The sequence below is a fragment of the Ruminococcus sp. genome (genome assembly GCF_024691275.1).
Taxonomy (GTDB): Bacteria; Bacillota; Clostridia; order Oscillospirales; family Ruminococcaceae; genus Ruminococcus.
The window spans coordinates 13224-33767 of sequence record NZ_JAILNU010000007.1 but is presented as its reverse complement, the minus strand read 5'-3'; the positions used below and the strand labels follow the sequence as shown (position 1 = coordinate 33767).

20 protein-coding genes are annotated in these 20544 nt (G+C 47.2%); 7 read left to right on the top strand and 13 right to left on the bottom strand.

From position 1 onward, the window contains the following. The 12 genes from K6G33_RS01005 to K6G33_RS00950 form a co-directional block, all read right to left on the bottom strand. A partial coding sequence (locus tag K6G33_RS01005; RefSeq protein WP_296775259.1) for a formyltransferase family protein occupies positions 1 to 282 on the bottom strand: 282 nt, incomplete at its 3' end. A gap of 45 nt (positions 283 to 327) precedes the next feature. After that, complete coding sequence (locus tag K6G33_RS01000) at positions 328 to 1209, bottom strand: expansin EXLX1 family cellulose-binding protein (RefSeq protein WP_296775256.1); 882 nt, start codon at positions 1207 to 1209, stop codon at positions 328 to 330. A gap of 120 nt (positions 1210 to 1329) precedes the next feature. Beyond that, entirely contained in the window at positions 1330 to 2367 is a 1038-nt protein-coding gene (gene purM / locus K6G33_RS00995; RefSeq protein ID WP_296775253.1) for a phosphoribosylformylglycinamidine cyclo-ligase, read from the bottom strand. A 107-nt stretch (positions 2368 to 2474) separates the two neighbouring features. After that, positions 2475 to 2927, bottom strand: coding sequence for a hypothetical protein (locus tag K6G33_RS00990; protein WP_296775251.1), 453 nt, complete (start codon positions 2925 to 2927; stop codon positions 2475 to 2477). A 58-nt stretch (positions 2928 to 2985) separates the two neighbouring features. After that, a complete protein-coding gene (locus tag K6G33_RS00985; RefSeq protein ID WP_296775249.1) occupies positions 2986 to 4410 on the bottom strand; it encodes an amidophosphoribosyltransferase in 1425 nt (474 codons plus the stop codon). 3 nt (positions 4411 to 4413) lie between these two features. After that, positions 4414 to 5133 carry a phosphoribosylaminoimidazolesuccinocarboxamide synthase gene (gene purC / locus K6G33_RS00980; protein WP_296775247.1) on the bottom strand — a complete coding sequence of 240 codons (720 nt, stop codon included), beginning with the start codon at positions 5131 to 5133 and terminating at the stop codon, positions 4414 to 4416. A gap of 80 nt (positions 5134 to 5213) precedes the next feature. Next, positions 5214 to 5861 carry an HAD hydrolase-like protein gene (locus K6G33_RS00975; protein ID WP_296775245.1) on the bottom strand — a complete coding sequence of 216 codons (648 nt, stop codon included), beginning with the start codon at positions 5859 to 5861 and terminating at the stop codon, positions 5214 to 5216. 2 nt (positions 5862 to 5863) lie between these two features. Next, positions 5864 to 6520, bottom strand: a complete 657-nt coding sequence (locus K6G33_RS00970; RefSeq protein WP_296775242.1) for a DUF4272 domain-containing protein — start codon at positions 6518 to 6520, stop codon at positions 5864 to 5866. 39 nt (positions 6521 to 6559) lie between these two features. Then, the gene (gene purE, locus K6G33_RS00965; protein WP_173449561.1) at positions 6560 to 7060 is read right to left on the bottom strand and encodes a 5-(carboxyamino)imidazole ribonucleotide mutase; all 501 of its coding nucleotides are present in this window, start codon (positions 7058 to 7060) and stop codon (positions 6560 to 6562) included. A 21-nt stretch (positions 7061 to 7081) separates the two neighbouring features. Further along, positions 7082 to 7822, bottom strand: a complete 741-nt coding sequence (locus K6G33_RS00960; protein WP_296775239.1) for a hypothetical protein — start codon at positions 7820 to 7822, stop codon at positions 7082 to 7084. A gap of 77 nt (positions 7823 to 7899) precedes the next feature. Then, positions 7900 to 8940 carry a WG repeat-containing protein gene (locus K6G33_RS00955; RefSeq protein WP_296775236.1) on the bottom strand — a complete coding sequence of 347 codons (1041 nt, stop codon included), beginning with the start codon at positions 8938 to 8940 and terminating at the stop codon, positions 7900 to 7902. Positions 8941 to 8961: 21 nt separating this feature from the next. Continuing rightward, positions 8962 to 9963 (bottom strand): glycosyltransferase family 2 protein, encoded by a 1002-nt coding sequence (locus K6G33_RS00950; RefSeq protein WP_296775234.1) that lies wholly within the window; start codon positions 9961 to 9963, stop codon positions 8962 to 8964. Between the two features lie 531 nt (positions 9964 to 10494). Here K6G33_RS00950 and K6G33_RS00945 point away from each other — a divergent pair. Both K6G33_RS00945 and K6G33_RS00940 read left to right on the top strand, forming a co-directional pair. Continuing rightward, entirely contained in the window at positions 10495 to 12852 is a 2358-nt protein-coding gene (locus K6G33_RS00945) for a hypothetical protein (RefSeq protein ID WP_296775231.1), read from the top strand. A 34-nt stretch (positions 12853 to 12886) separates the two neighbouring features. Next, positions 12887 to 13981, top strand: coding sequence for a tetratricopeptide repeat protein (locus K6G33_RS00940; RefSeq protein ID WP_296775229.1), 1095 nt, complete (start codon positions 12887 to 12889; stop codon positions 13979 to 13981). A 44-nt stretch (positions 13982 to 14025) separates the two neighbouring features. Here the strand turns inward: K6G33_RS00940 and K6G33_RS00935 are convergent, their stop codons facing one another. Beyond that, positions 14026 to 14682: a hypothetical protein gene (locus K6G33_RS00935; protein ID WP_296775227.1), complete on the bottom strand. Its 657-nt coding sequence runs from the start codon at positions 14680 to 14682 to the stop codon at positions 14026 to 14028. A 117-nt stretch (positions 14683 to 14799) separates the two neighbouring features. On the opposite strand from K6G33_RS00935, the gene K6G33_RS00930 reads away from it, so the two are divergent. The 5 genes from K6G33_RS00930 to K6G33_RS00910 all read left to right on the top strand — a co-directional run bounded on the left by K6G33_RS00930 (position 14800) and on the right by K6G33_RS00910 (position 20534). Beyond that, a complete protein-coding gene (locus tag K6G33_RS00930) occupies positions 14800 to 14970 on the top strand; it encodes a hypothetical protein (protein WP_296775224.1) in 171 nt (56 codons plus the stop codon). A 207-nt stretch (positions 14971 to 15177) separates the two neighbouring features. Beyond that, positions 15178 to 16233 carry a LacI family DNA-binding transcriptional regulator gene (locus K6G33_RS00925; protein WP_296775222.1) on the top strand — a complete coding sequence of 352 codons (1056 nt, stop codon included), beginning with the start codon at positions 15178 to 15180 and terminating at the stop codon, positions 16231 to 16233. Beyond that, positions 16223 to 16762, top strand: coding sequence for a DUF5662 family protein (locus tag K6G33_RS00920; RefSeq protein WP_296775220.1), 540 nt, complete (start codon positions 16223 to 16225; stop codon positions 16760 to 16762). The genes K6G33_RS00925 and K6G33_RS00920 overlap by 11 nt, the downstream gene beginning before the upstream one ends. Before the next feature lie 216 nt (positions 16763 to 16978). Continuing rightward, positions 16979 to 18802: an excinuclease ABC subunit UvrC gene (gene uvrC / locus K6G33_RS00915; RefSeq protein ID WP_296775219.1), complete on the top strand. Its 1824-nt coding sequence runs from the start codon at positions 16979 to 16981 to the stop codon at positions 18800 to 18802. A gap of 532 nt (positions 18803 to 19334) precedes the next feature. After that, on the top strand, positions 19335 to 20534 hold the full coding sequence (locus K6G33_RS00910; protein ID WP_296775217.1) for a type II secretion system F family protein: 1200 nt from the start codon (positions 19335 to 19337) through the stop codon (positions 20532 to 20534). Positions 20535 to 20544: the final 10 nt, after the last annotated feature.

The following is a 20544-nucleotide window of genomic DNA, read 5'->3' as shown; positions in this document are numbered from 1 at the left end:
GAGTATGGTCATGAATCCCGCATATACCACAAGGTCTGCCTTTTCCTCGATGAGAGCGTCGGTTACTGCCTTTGTGTAGGATGCTATATCAGCGTACTCCTTACGCGGGATAACGCGGCTTTTTATGCCATTCTGCGCCGCCCTTTCAAGAGCGTATACGCCTTCCTTTGAGGAAATGACGCAGGTTATTTTTCCACCCTTGATGACGCCCGACTTTTCGGCGTCGATAAGAGCCTGTAAATTAGTGCCGCCGCCCGAAACGAGCACGACTATATTCTTCATGAGTTTTCCTCCTTTGTATAAAAGCGGCAGGGGATACTCAGCCGCTTATTCGGGGAACTGAACGTGTCCCTGTATTATCTCGGTATCATCGTAGGAGAGGGGGATATCCTTGTCTATTACCACCTGACCGTAGATATCGGTTATGCGGAACGTGAACGGTCCCTTGCCCATATCTCTTGACTCGAAATAGTTGTACGGGCGGCGTGGTATCTCGACGAATTCGCCGTCCTCATTGAGGTATTCCAGCTTTGTTATGGGGTAGCGGTGGTTGCGCACCTGCACTCCGCACCAGAATTCCGTGCTGCCCTCTTTGTATTTGAATGAGATAGGAGCTGTTGCAGCTGTATCAAGCGGGATTATTTTCCAGCTCACGGGAACTCTGCCCTTTTCGACGGGAGCGATGAGCGGGAAAGCGTCTGTATAGAGGTCGAGGTCGCCCTTTTTACCTTCGGGGAGCTCGTCTGTAACGAGCATTTTTATGGTGCCGAGTTCGCCTGTAACTTCAATATAAGCACCTGCGAGCTGAGCTTCATTGTAGTCGTAGTGGTTCATAGCGACTATCCAGTAATCGTGGGAAACGGGATCGAGCATAGCGTGACCGCCTGTGTAGCCTCCGCCGTAGAAAGTTCCCTCGCCTGTATGTACTGTGCCCTTTGGTTCGAGTATGCAGCTTTCGTCCACAGGATTTTCCTGCACCTCAAATTCAGAGGGGATCTTGCCGTTGACACCCAGCAGGAATTTTTGCAGAGCGTTTATTTCTGCCCGTGATATCTCGCTGTTTTTTCTTGCGGTTATCATATCGAAGCAGTCCACTACACCGTCGGAGTTATAGTCCATATCTATTTTTTGAGCAGCTCCGGCATTTGCAGGCAAAGCTGTGAGAACGGCACATATCATTCCCACAGCAGCCATTTTTATCTTTTTCATAAACATCACCGTCTTTGTAAAATTTTCCAAATCCCATATCCCGTGGAGTTTGTACTTATGTTGTGAATTCGGATAATTTATGCGGTAATTGCTTTGAAGAATGGTGATACAGTTACTTTATCAGCAGATGATAACGCCTTCCTCTGACTCAACGAGTTCGCCGAGTACATAAGCGTCCTCGCCTGCTGCCTTGATAGCAGCGATAGCCTTGTCAGCGTCGTTCTTGTCAACAGAAACTATCATGCCGACACCCATATTGAAGGTATTGAACATATCTCTCTCCGGGATATCGCCTGTTCTCTGGATAAGGTCGAAAATAGGAAGTACCTGAACGGCATTTCTTTCGATCTTTGCAGCGAGGTTCTTAGGGAGAGAACGTGGTATATTCTCGTAGAAGCCGCCGCCTGTGATATGTGAGATAGACTTTACCTTTACAGCGTCGAGAAGGCTCATTACAGCCTTTACATAGATACGTGTAGGAGTGAGGAGACACTCACCGAGAGTTGTGCCGAGGTCATTGAAGTGCATATTGAGGTTCTGCTCGTTTACATCGAATACTCTTCTTACGAGTGAGAAGCCGTTGGAGTGTACACCGCTGGACTTGATAGCGATAAGAACATCGCCTGCCTTCTGAGTATCGGGCTGGAGGATCTTGTCCTTGTCAACAACGCCTACAGAGAAGCCTGCGAGGTCATACTCGTCCTCAGGCATAAGACCGGGGTGCTCGGCAGTCTCGCCGCCGATGAGAGCGCACTGCGCCTGAACGCAGCCCTCTGCAACGCCTGATACGATAGTAGCAATCTTCTCGGGGAAGTTTTTGCCGCAGGCGATATAATCAAGGAAGAACTGTGGCTTAGCGCCGCAGCAGATGATATCGTTGACGCACATAGCAACGCAGTCGATACCTACAGTGTCGTGCTTGTCCATGATGAAAGCGATTTTGATCTTTGTACCAACGCCGTCTGTACCTGAAACGAGAACAGGCTTCTGGATACCTGTCATATCGAGCTCAAAGAGACCGCCGAAGCCGCCGATTCCTGAGAGTGCACCCTTTATCATAGTGCGGGCGATGTGCTCCTTCATCAGTTCAACAGACTTGTAGCCTGCGGTAACGTCAACGCCTGCTTTTTTATAGCTTTCGGAAAAACTGTTGTTCATTAATTTACCTCCGTGACATAAATGTAGGGGACGGTGTCCTCAACGTCCCGCAAAAATTATGATATTTACGGGCTGTCGAGGACGCCAGCCCCTACAATAAGTTCAGATCAAAAAGTGATCTCGTCTATTTTTTCCAGACTGCCGTTGTCGGCAGATGGAGCATTTATTTTGTATACGACTATTTTGGCCATGCCTTCGGGATACCTTACATAAACGTATTTATCATCATAAACCGAAGAATAATCTGTTCCTGACGGCAGGAGATCCTTGTAAGGATTCTCTGAGATATGGGCAGGAGCCTCTTTATAGTAATTGAACTCTACATCTCCGTCCGATGTGTTGACGGAAAAATAGCAGCTGTCAGCCCATTCGGCTTTTTTGCTTTTGCCCGACGAATACTTATACACATAATGGTTGGCATAATAGTATAATTCGCTGTTGACAAGAGCCATAGAGCCGTAGCGGTTGCCGTTTATTATTTTCCCGCGTTCCCTGAAGAATATAAATCCTCCTGCACCGAGCAGAACCAGAGCACATAAGATCACAGCGATCTTTTTCATGATATTTACCTCATATTATCCCAAAAGTGCAGTGTGTTTGAGCCGTATCGTTCAGCAGTTATTCTTTGCCGTTCCAGCAGTATGTGCAGAGTTCGCATGAGTCAAGACCCACAGCCTTTTCTGTACCCTCAAGTGTCTGGAATTCGAGGGAAGTAAGGCGGAGCCTCTTGCATATCTCATCTCTTAGTCTGCGTCCTCTTTCAGTAGCCGAGTTGCTGTACTCTTCAATGTGCTTTAATCCCACAGGGCCTTCAAACTCGTCGATTATCTGACGGGCGATGAGTTCCATTTCGGAAGTGCTGCGTGAGAAATTGAGGTACTTACAGCCGTACATGATAGGAGGACAGGCTGAGCGCATATGAACTTCCTTAGCGCCGTGCTCATAGAGGAACTCTACAGTCTCTCTCATCTGTGTACCTCTTACGATACTGTCATCGACGAAGAGGAGTTTTTTGCCGTTGATGAGCTCATGAACGGGTATGAGCTTCATTTTAGCGACCTGATTTCTCATGCTCTGGTTGGTAGGCATAAAGCTTCTTGGCCATGTTGGAGTATACTTGATGAACGGTCTTGCAAAAGGTATGCCGCTCTTGTTGGCATAGCCGATAGCGTGTGGAGTACCCGAATCAGGCACACCGCAGATATAGTCGACATCGGGAAGTCTGCCGTTCTTGATATCGTTTTCAGCCATGATCTCGCCGTTGCGGGTACGCATAACTTCAACGTTTACGCCCTCGTATACAGCATTCGGATAGCCGTAGTATGTCCAGAGGAATGTGCAGATCTTCATCTTTGAAGCGTCGCCCTCTGCGAGAGTTTTACATTCGTCGGCTGTGAGCTCAGCTATCTCACCTGGGAGAAGCTCCTTATAAGTAGTATATCCCAGCTTCTGGAAAGCGAAGGATTCTGTTGAGAGACAGTAGCCGTCGCTTCTCTTGCCTATGATTATAGGAAGTCTGCCGAACTGGTCTCTTGCAGCGATGATGCTCTTGTTTGTGAGGATAATGAGTGACATAGTGCCCTCGATCTTCTCCTGTGCATAGCGGATACCCTCAACGAAGGAGTCCTTCTGTGCGATAAGAGCGCCGATGAGGTCGCCTGAGTTGATGCTGCCGCTGCTCATAGCTTCAAAGTTAGCGCAGCCCTTTTCGAGGAGCTCGTTTACCAGAGCGTCAGCGTTGCGGATTATACCTACAGAACATACTGCATAGAGTCCGAGCTTTGAGCGGACGAGGATAGGCTGAGGGTCTGTATCGCTGATGCAGCCGATACAGAGCTTGCCTCTCATATTAACAACGTCGTTTTCAAATTTTGTACGGAAAGGTGAGTTTTCGATACTGTGGATATTTCTCTGAAAGCCGTTTTCCTCGGACCATGAAGTCATGCCGCCTCGTCTTGTACCGAGGTGAGAGTGATAGTCTGTTCCGAAGAATACGTCGGTCACACAGTCATTATTTGATGCTGCTCCGAAAAAACCGCCCATAGCTTATTCTCCCATCAGACGCTTCATGATTTCCTGATAAGCTTCTTCAACGCCGCCCATATCTCTGCGGAAGCGGTCCTTGTCGAGCTTCTCGTGAGTTGTTGAATCCCAGAAGCGGCAGGTGTCAGGAGAAATCTCGTCAGCGAGAATGATAGTGCCGTCAGCAGTCTTACCGAACTCGATCTTGAAGTCGATGAGGTCGATGTTGAGACCCTTGAAGAACTTTACCATGAACTCGTTTACCTTGAAAGCATACTTGGAGATAGTGTCGATATCCTCCTGTGTAGCGATACCGAGTGCGAGAGCGTAATAATCATTTATAAATGGATCACCGAGATCGTCGTTTTTGTAGCTGAATTCGAGGATAGGGCAGAGGAGCTGTTTGCCTTCTTCAACACCCATTCTCTTTGAGAAGCTGCCTGCTGCAACGTTTCTGATGATTACCTCAAGGGGAACGATGGAAACCTTCTTAACGATTGTTTCACGATCGCTGATCTCCTCAACGAGATGAGTCGGAACGCCTTCCTTTTCGAGCATTTTGAACATGAAGTTTGTCATCTTGTTGTTGATAACGCCCTTGCCTGAGATAGTGCCCTTCTTCTCGCCGTTGAACGCTGTAGCGTCGTCCTTGTAATCAACGATAACGAGATTAGGGTCATTTGTAGCATAGACCTTCTTTGCCTTGCCCTCATAGAGCTGTTCCTTCTTTTCGATGTTTGACATTTTAAAATTCCTCCTTGAGAATTATATAAATGATTGTATATGCAATTCCGCATCATCGCGGAAATTGTAAGCTTGAAAAATTATGCCGACAGCATATCTGCTGCTTCCTTAGGAGTCTTTGCGATGAGATCTGTTCCTGCTTCGGTGAGCTCCTCATACGAGCCGTAGCCCCATAGGATACCCATACATTTCAGACCTGTCTTGTGAGCGCCGAGAACGTCCTGTTTTCGGTCGCCTATCATGAGAACTCCGCTTCTGTCGGTGATACCTGCTTTTTCAAGGACGTACTCGATGACCTCGTGCTTGTAGTTGCGAGTGCCGTCGAGTTCTGCTCCGCCGACTACTTCAAAGAAGGGGAGAAGCCCGAATCTTTCGAGTATACGCACAGCGTAGTCACGCGGCTTGCTTGTGGCGACCATGAGCCGCAAACCGTCGTTTTTCAGCCTTTGGAGCATTTCGGAGATACCGTCATAGACACGGTTCTCGAAAAGTCCGACAGTGGAGTATCTTTCGCGGAATATTTTTACTGCTTCATTGACCTGTTCTTCGTTCATGCCGAGAAACTCGGCGAAGGACTGATACAGCGGCGGTCCGAGGAATTTTTGCGTATCCTCGGGCATATCATAGCCCATTTTTTCAACTGCACAGCGCATACAATTTATTATGCCTTCCTGAGAATCGGTAAGAGTGCCGTCCAGATCAAAAAGCAATGTATTGAATTTACTCATAATTATGTATCAAGAGAGATATCGTACCAGTCTTCTGTATCGCAGATGAGCCATTCAAGACCGCGTCTGCGCTCAAATACCACATCTCCAACAAGATTGCCGATGGGACAGCTGCTGTCGATATGCTCATGCTGTACAACAGCCCAGTGATAGCGGTAATAGAGGTCGAGCATATCCAGGATCTCGTCCTTGCTGCGGAGCTTGCACCTGGACTTGAAGTCCTCGAAGCCGCTGCACTTTGATACAAGGCGGATAGCTGTGAGACAGTCGCAAATGCCGCTTGCATCGGAGATATCATCAATAAGTCCCAGTGCCCATACCAGAGCCCAGTAGCATTCGTATTCCCATACAACGTCGGTAACGTCCTGTTGAGTTGCAGTACCGTTTATAAGCTTTTCTTCCTTGGAGTTAAGGACGTTCCTTACTCCGAAGTGATCTATTAGATTGACGAATGAAGCTGCGTCCTCGGTATGCTGTTCGCTGAGCTCTATACCCACCTGAGTAGAAAGGAGAGCTGCAACAGCGCGTTTGCATATATCATCGGTACTTTTCAGCTCGATCTCGGAAGCAGGCTCTGTGAGAGGAAGGTTAGGATTGATGCCGATGCCTTTCTCAGCCAGCAGTTTTTCTGTACGTTCTTTTCTTTCAGCAGGTGTCATAAATGTGCCTCCTAACGCAGAAACTTTTTATGTGCGGATTCAGAGAGCTGCTATCTGCTCCTGTAAAGCCTTGTCCTTAGCGATAACTCCGTCAGCCATAGCTTTCTTCTCGGCAGCCAGCTTTGCGGCGAGCTCCTCGTCAGCGACAGCGAGTATCTGTACAGCTAAAACAGCTGCATTTTTTGCGCCGTCGATGCCGACTGTAGCCACTGGCACTCCGGGAGGCATCATAACTGTAGCCAGCAGAGCGTCAACGCCCTCAAGAGCTTTTGACTTCATGGGGATACCGATAACGGGGAGAGTTGTGTGACCTGCAACAACGCCTGCAAGGTGAGCAGCCATACCTGCTGCGCAGATGATAGCGCCAAAGCCGTTAGCTCTTGCGTTTGAAGCGAATTCGCAAGCCTCGGCAGGAGTTCTGTGAGCGCTCATTACGCGGCACTCGAACTCAACGCCGTATTTTTTCAGTTCAGTGAGAGCTGATTTTACAACAGGGAAGTCGCTGTCGCTTCCCATGATAACTGCAACTTTTTTTGACATGATAATATTCTCCTTTATCTTTTATCTATTTATTGAACGCGATACAACGATCTCGTTTACACCGCTGTTTTCGTTCCAGAGATCAATTCCGTACATGACCCAGAGCTGGTCGCAGCCGTCCTCCCACATGAGTTCTTGGCGGATACCCTCTCCTGAGACAGTCTGAGGAACGTAGCCGTTGCCGTACTCGGCGATAAGCTGTTCCTTTATCTTGTTATATGCTTCGCTGAGCTGTTCTTCCGAGCAATTGAACTCGTCGGAGCCTTCCGTCAGTATCCTGCCCAGGTGATAGCCGCAGCATATGAGCTTATGGGTGGAGTAATCGAATTCGGCGAACATATAACCTGCCAGATCTGTTCCGAAGACGTTATCGCAGTCCATGGCGTATTCGTATTCGTAAGTGCCGACTGCGCTGTTTTCTTCGTATCTGGTATAATTGTTCATGCCTGACGCGGAAAGGACTTCATCTTCTGTCATGCCTGTTTTCATAGATGACAGTACGCTGATGCTGCTTACGGGAGGTTCTTCATCGTCTTTCGCATTTGCTGCGGAAGAAGGCGGAGAAGTTTCCTCCGCGGGAGAAGATGTCGTTTCGGCAGTACCGTCAGCCGACACTGTTTCGGTCACGGGAGCTTCCTCGGTGGATTCTTCTGCCTGAGAAGCGTTCTCTGTTTCCTCGCTGCTGCCCTGATCGTCTATTTTACCGCATCTCGCTGCCGCAATGAGCAGAGCTGCGGCGAGAGCTGTCAGTTTTTTATACATATGATGACCTCCGTGATCCGATTATAAATACCGACGGTGCTGTTTATAGCTGATCGGAAGCTGCATTCCCGGAAGTGTTAAGCGGACTGCTTCGGATAATTGGGCTTATCGTCCTTGAACTGCGCCGAAACTACACGGAGAGAATTGACAGATGAGCCTTCAAATACGATCTCAGCCTTGTGGTTGCCGCGGAGCCGCTTTATCTTGCCTTCATTGTTCTTGTATGACACGGATATCCCTGCGGTAACGGATACTGCATAGTGGAGCAGATTGTCGTCTGAGATGACTGAATAAACAGAAACATCGGAGATATTTGAGAGCCGCTTGGCAATTATCTGATGATCTTCAGGGAAAAGTGTCAGGAACAGTGCCGAGGGTACTGCATCTATATCTGCAAGTACCGTGCTGTCACCTGTAAAGGCGTATTCGATATAGCTGCTCACCGCATGATCCATTTTTTCGATAGCCGAGAAAGTGAGCTCTGAAAGGCGGTTCCTGCTTATGATCTCGAAATCATAGCTGTGCTTCATTGTCTGTCCGCTGATAAGGGCGTTTGCGAGAACAAGCCCGTTCGAGTCGGCGGAATACCTATATGTGGCATTGCCGAATGTGAGCACCAGTTCGTTATTGTTGCTGACAGAGTACTCGTCCCACGGACGCGAGAAGCAGGGCGTGAAGTCTGCATCGTACACCACGTTTTTCTGATTGTCGAAGGTCTTGGCGATATAGAGCGTCTGATCCCTGACATTTACGCGGTCGATGGACGAATATACGAACGGGACTTCGATATTGCCCTCGTGATCTATGCAGCCGTAGAGCTTTTTCCCTCTCACTCTTTTGGAAGCGATGCAGAGATCGCCGTCTGTGAAGTTTATCTCATGCCATTCGGGTGAGACTGTCAGGCGGCTGTTGCTGTCGATTATGCCGTAAAGCCCGTTGCTGTCCAGAAATATGCGGTTGCCTGAAGCGTCGGTGCCGAGCTTCTTCACCACAGAGGGCTGAGTATTGCCGACAGCAGGGAGCTTGTCGGTGCTTGAATAAAAGCGGGTTATAGCAATGGTGAGGATTATGATGACGATGAATAATACTGAGACGATAAGTCTCATATGCTTAGTCACTATCTCCGCACCTCCCCGCAGTTACTTCTTTTCATTTTCGGCAGCTGAACTGTTTGCGTCTGCCTTGCGCTGACGGTAAATGTCCTCGGTTTCCTTTGTAATGTATATTGGTCGGTTTTTCGACTCAAGGTATGTCTTGGAGAGATACTGTCCGAGAATTCCTACGCAGAAGAGCTGGAGTCCGCTGAAAAGGAATATGAGACAGAGCATCGTGGGGTATCCGTCAGGGGCATCGAGCCAGCCGAATATCGAACGGATAATAGTTATGACGATGAGCACGAAGGCGATGATGCAGGTGAGGATTCCCAGCAGTGACGCGATAGCGAGAGGGGCTGTTGAGAAAGCCATGATGCCTTCCAGCGAATACTTGAAAAGTCCCCAGAACGACCATGATGAAGTACCTGCGGGGCGCTCGACGTTTTCGTACTCGATGTATTTTGTATTGAAGCCTACCCAGCTGAATATACCCTTTGAGAAGCGGTTGTACTCGGACATATCGAGGATAGCGTCCACCATCTGGCGGGTCATGAATCGGAAATCCTGTGCACCGTCAACTATTTCGGTCTGGGATATCTTATTCATTATTTTATAGAAGAGTCTTGCGAACCACGAGCGCACTTTGGATTCGCCGTCTCTGCTGACACGGCGTGTTGTAGCGCAGTCGTACTCGCCTGTTCTCACATAGTCGTACATTTTTGGCAGGAAAGCGGGCGGGTGCTGGAGGTCTGCGTCCATAACGACAACATAGTCGCCCTTTGCGTTTTTAAGACCTGCGTACATTCCCGACTCTTTGCCGAAATTACGCGAAAATGAAATATATCTTACTCTCTTGTCCTTCTCCGACAGTGAGCGGAGAATGTCGAGAGTTGTATCTTTTGATCCGTCGTTGATAAAGAGATATTCAAATGTAAGCTCCGGGTGAGCCTTTGACATCTGACCTGTTACCTTGGTGATCTCCTCATAGAACATCGGCAGGACTTCCTGCTCGTTATAACACGGAACTACTACTGAAACGAGTTTCACGTTTTTTCCTCCTTCAAAGAAGTTTGGGAGAGTGCAGAAAAATGTCTGCATCTACCAATACACTATTAATCATACAACAAAATCGGCGATAATGCAAGAGTAAAATGCATGATTTTATTTTTTTTTTAGTCTATATAAAATAATGACGTTTGGGGGACATGATTTTGGTCTATCTGATAGGGCGCAGCGTGAAAAAAGTGCGGAAAAGGCTTATTTTTCGCTGAAACTCTTGTCTCCATTTACCTAATTTAAGTTAAACAATACGCGAAAAAACTGACAAAAAATCAATAACGATTTGTTATTTTCACCGAAAATTTTAATTTGGGTATAATTTCAGCGGTCATTTTTGAAGAAAGTGTTGATTTTTTTTGAAATGTCATGTATAATATTAGTATGTAGTAATTCGCAACAGGCACTCTGCGGTACAGACTATTTTTGTTCTGGGCCGTTTATCGCCACGGCGATTCGGGAAATCGGCGGTCCGCTGCCGTAAAGCGGAAGCTGTAGCTTTGCTGCGGTTGGGAGAGGACTATGGATATAACATTGGTAACGTCTTCATTTGATAATGTGGTTCATGGCACCGATAATGACAAAAAGACAGGCTGCGGTATCAACCTTCTCAAGCCTGAAAATGTGACACGTTTCCACAGAACTTCAAGAATGACTGACCTGAAGGAGATAACCTGTGAAAAGTGTAAAGCTAATCTTGCCAAGAAACTTATAAAAGCTGATAAAAAGGAAATGGCGCTCCTTCTCAAGGAAGAAAGAAAGCGCGAAAAAATGGGCCTTGTTGATGAGGGCATCGTTCCTCTCGGAAATACTACCGCAAAGATCACAAGAGACCCTGATGCAAAGAGAAAAGAGGAAGAGGCAAGGCAGAAAGCTGCCGAGGAAGCTAAAAGAGCTGCCGAGGAAGCAAGACGCGCTGCCGAGGAGGCTGCCGCTCTTGAAGCTGAGCAGCAGGCTGTACCTGTCAATAATATCCCCGGTACAGGCATACCGATAGACGACAGTCTTGCCGAATTCGCTATAACACCTCCTGTGGCAGAGGAAAATAACGCACCTGCTGTTGAGGACGATTTCCTCGCACAGTTCGCTATCCAGAAGCCCGATGATGATACTATACCTTCATCACAGTCGGCTCCTGTATTGCCTCAGGACGATTTCCTCGCACAGTTCGCTATACCGTCACCGCAGTCATCTGCGCTTCCCGAAGATCCTGCGGCAGGTATGTATTATGACGAACCCGAAGAAATGGACGGACTTGACGTGAATACGGATCCTGCATACGGTCAGCCTGCTTATGGACAGCCCGCATACAGTCAGCCTGATTACGGTCAGCCGCAGCAGGTACAGACGGAAGAGGACATTATGAAGATGTTCTCGATAGACAATCAGACAGGTGCTCCTGCTTATGAACAGGCTCCTGTATACAATCAGACACCCGTATATGATAACAATGCCTATAATAACGAGTATGTACAGCCTGTTCAGGAGTATGCTCCTGCCGAGGATACAGCCGATCCGTATGCCGTTCAGGGCAGCGAGTTCGGCGGCATGGCAGATCAGGGCTATGCGTACAACAATTATGAATCGCAGGAGATCGCAGAGCAGGCTCCCGTATACCCTCAGTACGACGAGAATATGCCGAAGGAAATGGAAGAACTTACGATACCTTCCGCAGATGCTGCACCTGAGCATGGCGTAAGCGATGTACCTTCAGCTGCTGAGTATACAGCACCTGTATTCGACGATATTGCTGATTATCAGGAACCGACAGTCCCTGTATTTGATGAGCTGCCTGCTGAGGAGCCTTTCACAGCTCCCGAATTCGGCGAGATACCACCCGTTCCGGAGATGTCAGCACCTGTATTTGACGATATCCCGACAGTTCCAGACATTACAGCACAGAGCGCGGCAAATATCCCGGGAGTTTCGGATATTTCGGCTCCGGTGCTTGATGATATTTCCGCACCTATCTACAATGAGCCTACAATGGCAGAACAGGAGTATTACGATATGAGTGATTATAATTATGTTGCACCCGGAGCTGGCGCAGAGACTAACACAGCTAAACCTGAAACTGCACAGCCGGCACAGACTCAGCAGCCTCAGATAATAAAAGTTCCACAGCTTGCAGGATATGATGCGAATAACCAGCCTGTATACAAGTACGTTCAGATGAAGCTCGTAGGCGTAGACCAGAAGGGGCAGCCTGTATACGTTCCCGTTCAGCAGGGACAGCCTCAGGCAGCACCGCAGGCTCCAAAGCCTCAGGCACCTGTTCAGGCTCAGGCTCCCGTTCATCCTCAGAGACCTGTTCAGCCGCAGCAGACAGCTCAGGCACCTCGCCAGGCAGCTCCTGCACCTGCACAGCAGACAGCAGCTCAGGCTCAGAGGGCAGCCGCAGCTCCTGTACAGCAGGCACCTGTAAGATCATCTGTACCGAGAAAACCTGTTCAGCAGACAGGCGTTCCTACAGCAAATATCTCAAAGATCGCTGTAAATCCGCACAGCAAGTCAACTTCACAGGCATTTATCAATGCTATCGCAAGCTCAAAGGAGTATGCGGGCAAGAACCTTATAGATACCCAGGGTCTTCACGCAAACAGCCCTGTACTCACATCTGTTGAGGATGTTCTCTCCACAATGGGCGATGAGACAGTAAAGAAGCAGAAGGCTGTACAGGCTCAGCAGGCAGTTCCTGTATTCGATGAGTACAAGGCACCGCAGGCGCCTCAGCGCAGAGGCAATGCTGCTCCGCCTCAGATGAAGCAGCCTGCTGAAAAGGACGTAAGATATATGTCCAAGGCTGAACTGAAGGCAAAGAAGAAGCAGGACAAGATCGACGCTAAGTTCAAGAAGGAAATGTCCAAGAGAGGCTTCTGATCTATCAAGAACCCAAATGAAATGAGGAAATTCAATGGCAGAAAACAAGATCCTTGAGGAGCTGAGAGCTAAGCTCACAGGCTCTGACGAGGAAGACAATAAATTTCTCCGCAGCGAGGCAGAGCGCTTCGTTAACGAGAAGAACAAAGCAGGCTTTGAAGCAGCTACACAGCTGCTCATGGAGATAATGCCGAAGGAACAGAAAGAGGAGATCGAAAGACTTACTCACATCGACGGAAAAAGACTCGATGAGTTCCACGACGATATCGTAAAGCTCATAAGCGAGAAGAATATAAACGAAGCTAAGATACGTGCAGAGCGCCTTTACAAGAAGATAATAATCGAGTACAGAGAAGGCGAAAATGCAAGGTTCGTTTCACTCAGGAATCCATTTGAGGATAATCTTTATCAGCTCAAATACAAGCCTGACGACAAGATACTTAACCGTACTCCTTTTGATTTCGGAACATTCATAACTACATATGCTTATACCCTTGTTGAAACAGGTTCACCTCTTGATGCTATTCCCGTTCTGGAGAAGGCTCTGGAGTATAATCCCCTTGACTGCGGCCCGAGATTCGAGCTGGCAGAGGTGTATAAGCTCCTGAAAAACAAGAGAATGGTCATCGAAACCACCAAGGAGACTCTCAAGGTCGCTTCTTCTCCTGTAGCTATCGCAAGATGCTATGCCAATGTGGGATATGCTCTCACAGATATGGGCGAGTATGATGACGCAGCTACTTTCCTGACTGCAAGCGTAATGTTTGCTCCTCACCCTGCCATTCCTATGGAAATGAGAGATCTTGCCGAGCGTAAGGGCAGTCCTATAAGGAAACCTGAGCGCGAGGAGATACTGGAAACTATGAAGAAGTATGATATACCTTTCGGTCCTAACGAGGACGTAGTTTCGGTAGCTGCAAAGCTTTCGGCAACTTATCTCATGGATAATGATATCCCGAATGCCCTTATGGCTCTTAAAATGACATATAACCTTACTCTTGACGAAAATATCAAGAATATCATACTCAAGTATGAGCCGAACGCTCCCAAGCTTGTTCCGAAGCCTGAGGCTGACGAAGGCGAAAAGCCTAACATCACTCAGACAGTGAACAATAATATCGAAGAATAAAAAGCAACAGGCAGATGTTTTAAACATCTGCCTGTTTTTGTATATCAGCTCGGGAGCACTATGTTTACGAAGCGGCTCAGCGGAAATGCAAGCACTATTCCTGCGATAACGGATATGGTTATCTGCTTCGGGCTGCGGTATATCACAAGTATCGCACAGCCGAATATCACAGTGTCTATAAGGCTTTTGAAGCCGAAAGATATCATCATTATCGAGAAGCAAACGCAAGCCATGACTGCGAAGATGACCGTATCAACGGCAATGGATACGGGGTGAGAGCTCTTTCCGTACCAGCATATTACTGCCAAAAGAGGCGATATCAGCGTTATTCCGTACCATATCTTCATATAGTCGGACGGGTCAAATCCGCAGTACACTACGGTGTAAACGTGATATGCGACGCACATACCTCCGAAGAAGAGGAACGTGTTTATCGCGGCTTTAAGCGGAGTATAGCTGTAGACCGATACTATCAGCGCAAGGAGCAGCCATATGGCGAACTCGGAAAATACGTTGTTCAGATCAAGTCTGCTTATAATGCGTTGCCACCATATATCGTCGTTTGGTGCGAGAGCGTCGAGCCACTTTGAGAAAAGTCCGAGAACTGTTCCGAATAGCAGTATCAGGGCGGAGCTGCGCACAGAAGCTGCAGTTGATGTTGTTTTTACGGGCTGTCTTATTAGTTTGAGTTTTTCGTTCATTGTTTCACCGCTTCAAGTAAGTTTTTGATACTAATATTATAAATTGAAAACTTCGTTTTGTCAATCGGCAGAATAAAAGACCTGTTTTCACGCATAATATCATCGGGAGATGATGAAATGAAAAAGAAGCTATCAGATGAGATCGCCCCGAATGAGTACATCTGTCCGTCGGCATCGTGGGGAGATGTGACAGGACTTATCCCTGTGTCTGCCGAAAAAGCTGATGAGCGCGAAGCCGGTGACGAAATGTACCCGTTTCTGCCCGAATATGGCGGAAAAAGGAGCTGATATCGGCGGAGGATATCCCTCCGTCGAACTGCAAAATGCACAATAAAACTCCTCAATTATTAGCAAATTCAACAAAATTTTGCGAAGTGCTTTATTTATTACTTAAAACATGGTATAATATATATTGTTAATTTAATCCGTAAAGCTCTGTTTTACGGCAAAAAAGCTTATATGGGTATGCCTTGAAGCTAAATAACAGGGGGTATTATGAAAAACGGTGTAAAAATGCTCGATATCGCCACAAAGCTCGGAGTAAGTGTGGTTACTGTTTCAAATGCACTTGCAGGCCGTGACGGTGTCAGCGAACAGATGAGAAAAAAGATTTGCGAAACTGCCGAAAAAATGGGATACAAACCGTCAAATACCAAGAGCGAGAAAAAGCGTCTGTCCATTCCAAAGATAGGCAAGAACGTGGGTATCCTGACTTCTGAGCGCTTTGTGGGGGCAAGGGGCACATTTTACTGGGAACTCACAGCAAGCATATCAAATCAGCTGTCTCAGATGAATGTCTGTACAGTGTACGAATGTGTAACAGCTGAAAGCGAAAAGAACGTTATACTGCCGAATATGATAATCGACGGCAAGGTGGACGGCGTTATCGTCATAGGACAGGTACACAGGAACTACATAAACTGTCTCAGCAAACTTTCGATACCGCTGGTATTCGTTGATTTTTATGATAACAGGTACGCTGTTGACGCGGTCATTTCCGACAGCTTCAACGGCAGCTATATGATAACCGACTATCTTGTGGAAAAGGGGCACAGAAAAATAGGCTTCTTCGGTACTCTCAATGCGACGAGCAGCATCAATGACCGTTACCTCGGATATGTCAAGTGCATCATGGAAAATGAGCTCGAATTCCGCAAGGAATGGATAATCGGCGACCGAAATGAGCGCGGGATCCTCAATGATAAGATCAATTTCCCCGACGAGATGCCTACCGCATTCGTATGCAACTGCGACGAGACCGCTTTCAGAGTAATATCTGCCCTGAAGACCAAGGGAGTAAGAGTTCCCGAGGATATAAGCGTTGTAGGATACGACAATTACACAGTGTCAAGCATATGCATACCCACAATAACTACGGTCGAGGTAGATCTGGCGAAAATGGCAGAGGTGTCCGTGGGTATCATGGCAAAGAAGCTGACCGACCCGGGATACTGCGAGGGCAGGCGCATAATCAGCGGTAAGCTCATCGAGAAGGAAAGTGTACTTGATATAAACGGAAGCTATGGTAAGGTGTTTGCCAATGCTTTTTGATAACTTTTTCGGACATCTGAAAACAGTGCAGCAGCATCGCCATATGGTGCTGAAACACTGCATAAAAGCAGGGATACCGTGGCGTGGACTTACCCATGATCTGTCCAAGTTCTCACCAACAGAGTTTATCCCCGGTGTGAAGTATTATCAGGGCAACAGAAGCCCTAACGAGCGTGAACGAGAGCTTTTCGGCGCTTCAAAGGCGTGGATGCACCATAAAGGACGCAACCGCCATCATTTCGAGTACTGGACGGACTATAACCCCGTCACGAAGAGAAATGAGCCTGTGAAAATGCCTGACGTGTTTATATTTGAGATGTTCTGCGACCGTGTTGCAGCTTCCAAGATATACAACAAGGGAAATTACAATGATTCTATGCCGCTGGAGTACTTTCAGCGTGGAAAACACAAGCGCTTTATTGAGGAGACTACTGCGCGGAAGCTGGAGTTCCTGCTGGTGATGCTGCGCGATAAGGGCGAGGACGAGGTGTTCCGCTATATCCGCAGACAGCTCAGAAAGAGGCGTTAGTAAAATAATGGACGGCATTAGCGGAGTACTCATATAGAAACTTTACACGAAATTATCGGGGGGACCCATTCTTAGGAAAGGTTCCCCTCGATATCTCACGTAAAAACTTCTGTATAAGCACCGAGCTTGATCTGCCCGTTCGGCAAATATCCGTAAGTATAGGGCGCACATTGTGCGCCCTGTTATTTAGACGACGAAAATGAAAGGAGAGCGTGTATGAATCCCAGACTGCCGTATCTGCGCGAAAAGACAGCAAAGCTGACGACCTCACCGGGGGTCTATATAATGCGTAAAAAGGACAGCTCCATAATCTATATCGGCAAGGCGAAAAATCTTCACAACCGTGTGAGCAGCTACTTCCGCGAGAATCCTGATCACACTCCTAAGGTGGCTGCAATGGTCTCAAATGTTTATGACTATGACTTCATTGTCACGGACAGCGAGTACGAAGCACTGCTGCTGGAATGCAGTCTCATAAAGCAGCATAAACCCAAGTATAATATCCTCCTGAAGGACGACAAGGGATATCATTATATTCGTATTTCAGATGAGGAGTATCCTCGTATAACGAATGAAAAAAACACAAAACAGAGTGGTCGTTTTCTCGGTCCGTATACAAGCGGAGCTATCACAAAAGAGGCGGTAAATGAGGTGAACCGCGTGTTCATGCTGCCGACTTGCAGACGGAAATTTCCGCAGGATTTCGGCAAAAGCCGTCCGTGTCTCAACTATCATATCAAGCAGTGCATGGGAGTCTGCCGAGGAAGGATAAGTGCTGAGGACTACCGAAGTGCCGTTGAACAGGCGATAGAGTTCATAAAGAGCGGAAGTGCGCAGTCTGTGGAGCGTATGGAAGCGGAGATGAACCGTGCGGCAGAGGAGCTTGACTTTGAGAGAGCGGCGATGCTCAGAGATCGTATCATAGCCGTAAAGAAGGCTTCGGAGAAGCAGAAGATCATCAACAGCGGAGTCGATTCTGCCGATGTTATCGGCGTTGCGGAGTTCTATGACGGACTGTATCTTTCCGTGCTGATGTACCGTGAAGACAGGCTTTTCGACAAGGCGGTCTTTGAGCTTCCGCTTCCCGATAACGGTGAAGATATTCTCAGTCAGTTCATGTTACAATTTTACTATAAGCGTACTGATCTTCCCCACTCTGTCATTGTCGATCATCTGCCCGAGGACAGCGAGCTTATCGCGGAAATGCTCGAAGGGCAGGCAGGACATAAGGTGAAGCTCCATGTGCCGCAGAAGGGCAGGCAGATGGAACTGCTGAGGCTTGCCAAAAACAACAGCGCAGAATATGCAGCTCTGAAAAATGACAGGACGGGCAGGGAAGTGATAGCGCTGGAACAGCTTGGACGGAGCCTTGGACTTGCAAAGCCGCCGCGATATATCGAGGCTTACGATATATCCAACCTATCGTCGGAGTCCATGGTTGCTGGCATGGTCGTCTTTGAGGACGGCAGACCCCTGAAGAAGGCGTACAAGCGCTTCACGATAAAAGAGCAGGAGCTCCAGAACGACTACGGCAGTATGCGTGAGGTCATAAAAAGACGGCTGATGCACATTGTCAGCGGCGAGGGGGACGAATTCTTCACAAGAACGCCGGACCTGATACTTCTTGACGGCGGAAAGGGTCATGTGAACGCGGTAGCGCCGCTTCTCCGTAAGCTCGGGCTCGATATCCCGCTTTTCGGCATGGTCAAGGACGACAAGCACCGCACCCGTGCCATTGCTGCGGGCGGCGGGGAGATACAGATCAATGACCTGAAAGCGGTTTTTGATCTGGTCACGAGGATACAGGACGAAGTCCACCGCTATTCGGTGAGCTTCATGCATTCCCGCCACAAGAAAAAGACGTACAGCTCAGAGCTGCTGAAAGTACGTGGAATAGGCGAAAAGAAGGCAGCGAAGCTGTTCATGAAGTACAAGACGAAGGCGAATCTCTGCAAGGCATCTCCCGAGGAGCTGGCGGCAGCCGCAGGAGTGAGCATCGAGACTGCGAGAGAGCTGTGGAAGGTCATTCAGGAGATTTAAAATACATTTTGCATATTCGTTAAATTATACCAGTATATTATAATAGTATACTTCGATAAATACGGATAAACGATGTGTGATAGTAAAATCTGTAAACTAAATCGCACCCTTCTGCCCATTTTTTTAGGCAACTAAGTCGCTTTTTTTACCGCATAACAGTCAAAATAACTAAATTACTAATATGCAAATTGCCGCAGTTTACAATTCTGTAAAATTTAGTGAGAAAAGTGGGCTTTAATGTTGCAATTTAAAAGTGTGTGTGATATAATTATTGTGGAAGTTTAACAATGTTTGGTATCAGTGTGCTAATGCCTGATATTGTGCTGCCTTTATGCGCTGTAAATCGACGTATAATAGCCGTTTAAGCCAGTTAATATTACTTTTTGTATAAAAGTTAGTAAATATTGATAAAAAACGGTAGATTATTTATGTCAAAAAAGCGATTGAAAAGTAACTTTTAAAATGTTATAATTGTTATTATTAAGGCAGTGAGAAACGTTCATCACAAGTATCTAATTATGGAGGTGGTTTCATGAAGAGTTATTCCTTTATTGCTGAAGACGCGAGGGGCAGACAGGTAAAAAGCCTTATAAACGCGGAAAATGAGCAGGAATTCTTACAGAGAGCCAAGGAAAAAGGTCTTTATGTCAAGGATTACAAGGAAAGCGATTCAGGTGACGCAAAATCAATCTACAAGTTTAAAACTACAGAGCTTACATTCTGCTGCAGACAGCTGAGTGCAATGCTGACTTCCGGTCTTACACTTGTAAAAGCCATCGATATCCTGGTCAAGGAACAGGAGAATGAAAAGGCGAGAGCCATATGGCAGGACATTTACGAGAACGTTCAGAAAGGTGAGTCCTTCTCGTCAACTCTTGAAATGCATTCGGGTTCATTCCCGGACTTCCTGATCTCAATGGTCGGTGCAGGCGAAAGTAGTGGTTCGCTGGATATCATAATGACACGTATGTCAGATCACTACGCAAAAGAAAATAAGCTGAAGAACTCCATCAGAGGCGCTATGATCTACCCGATCGTTCTTTTAACGCTCTGTATCGTAATCGTAATCTTCCTCTTTACGTTTATCATGCCTACATTCATTGATATGTTTGAAGATAAGAGCAAGATGCCACTCCTTACAAAGATAATGGCCGCGATCAGTGACTTCCTGAGGACGAAATGGTACATACTTATCATGTGCGTTGTCGCTCTTGTTGCAGGTATCAGTTATGCACTCAAGATGCCTAACGTCAGAAAGAAATTCGACCGAATGCTTATTAAAGGACCCGGATTTGGTCCTCTCGTTACAAAGATCTACACAGGTAGATTCTCAAGAACACTTTCTTCACTCTACTCAAGCGGTATCCCAATGGTAGAATGTCTCGAAAGAGCTTCCGCCGTTCTCGGCAATTCATACATTGATGAAAAGTTCGAGGGTGTTGTCGATGAAGTAAAACAGGGTGAAACACTTTCAGCAGCTATAACACGTACTGAGATATTTGAACCAATGTTCTGCTCAGTTATATACGTTGGTGAAGAGTCAGGTGCCCTCGATACAATCCTCGAAAAAACCTCTGACTATTACGAAGAAGAATCAGACGCAGCCGTTCAGCGACTCGTTGGTATTATTGAGCCTGTCCTTCTTATCTTCATGGGTCTCATCATAGGAATGGTAGTATGTGGTGTTTACCCGGCACTTTATGGCTCACTCGAGAGCATCGAAAACGATTAACAAGGAAAGG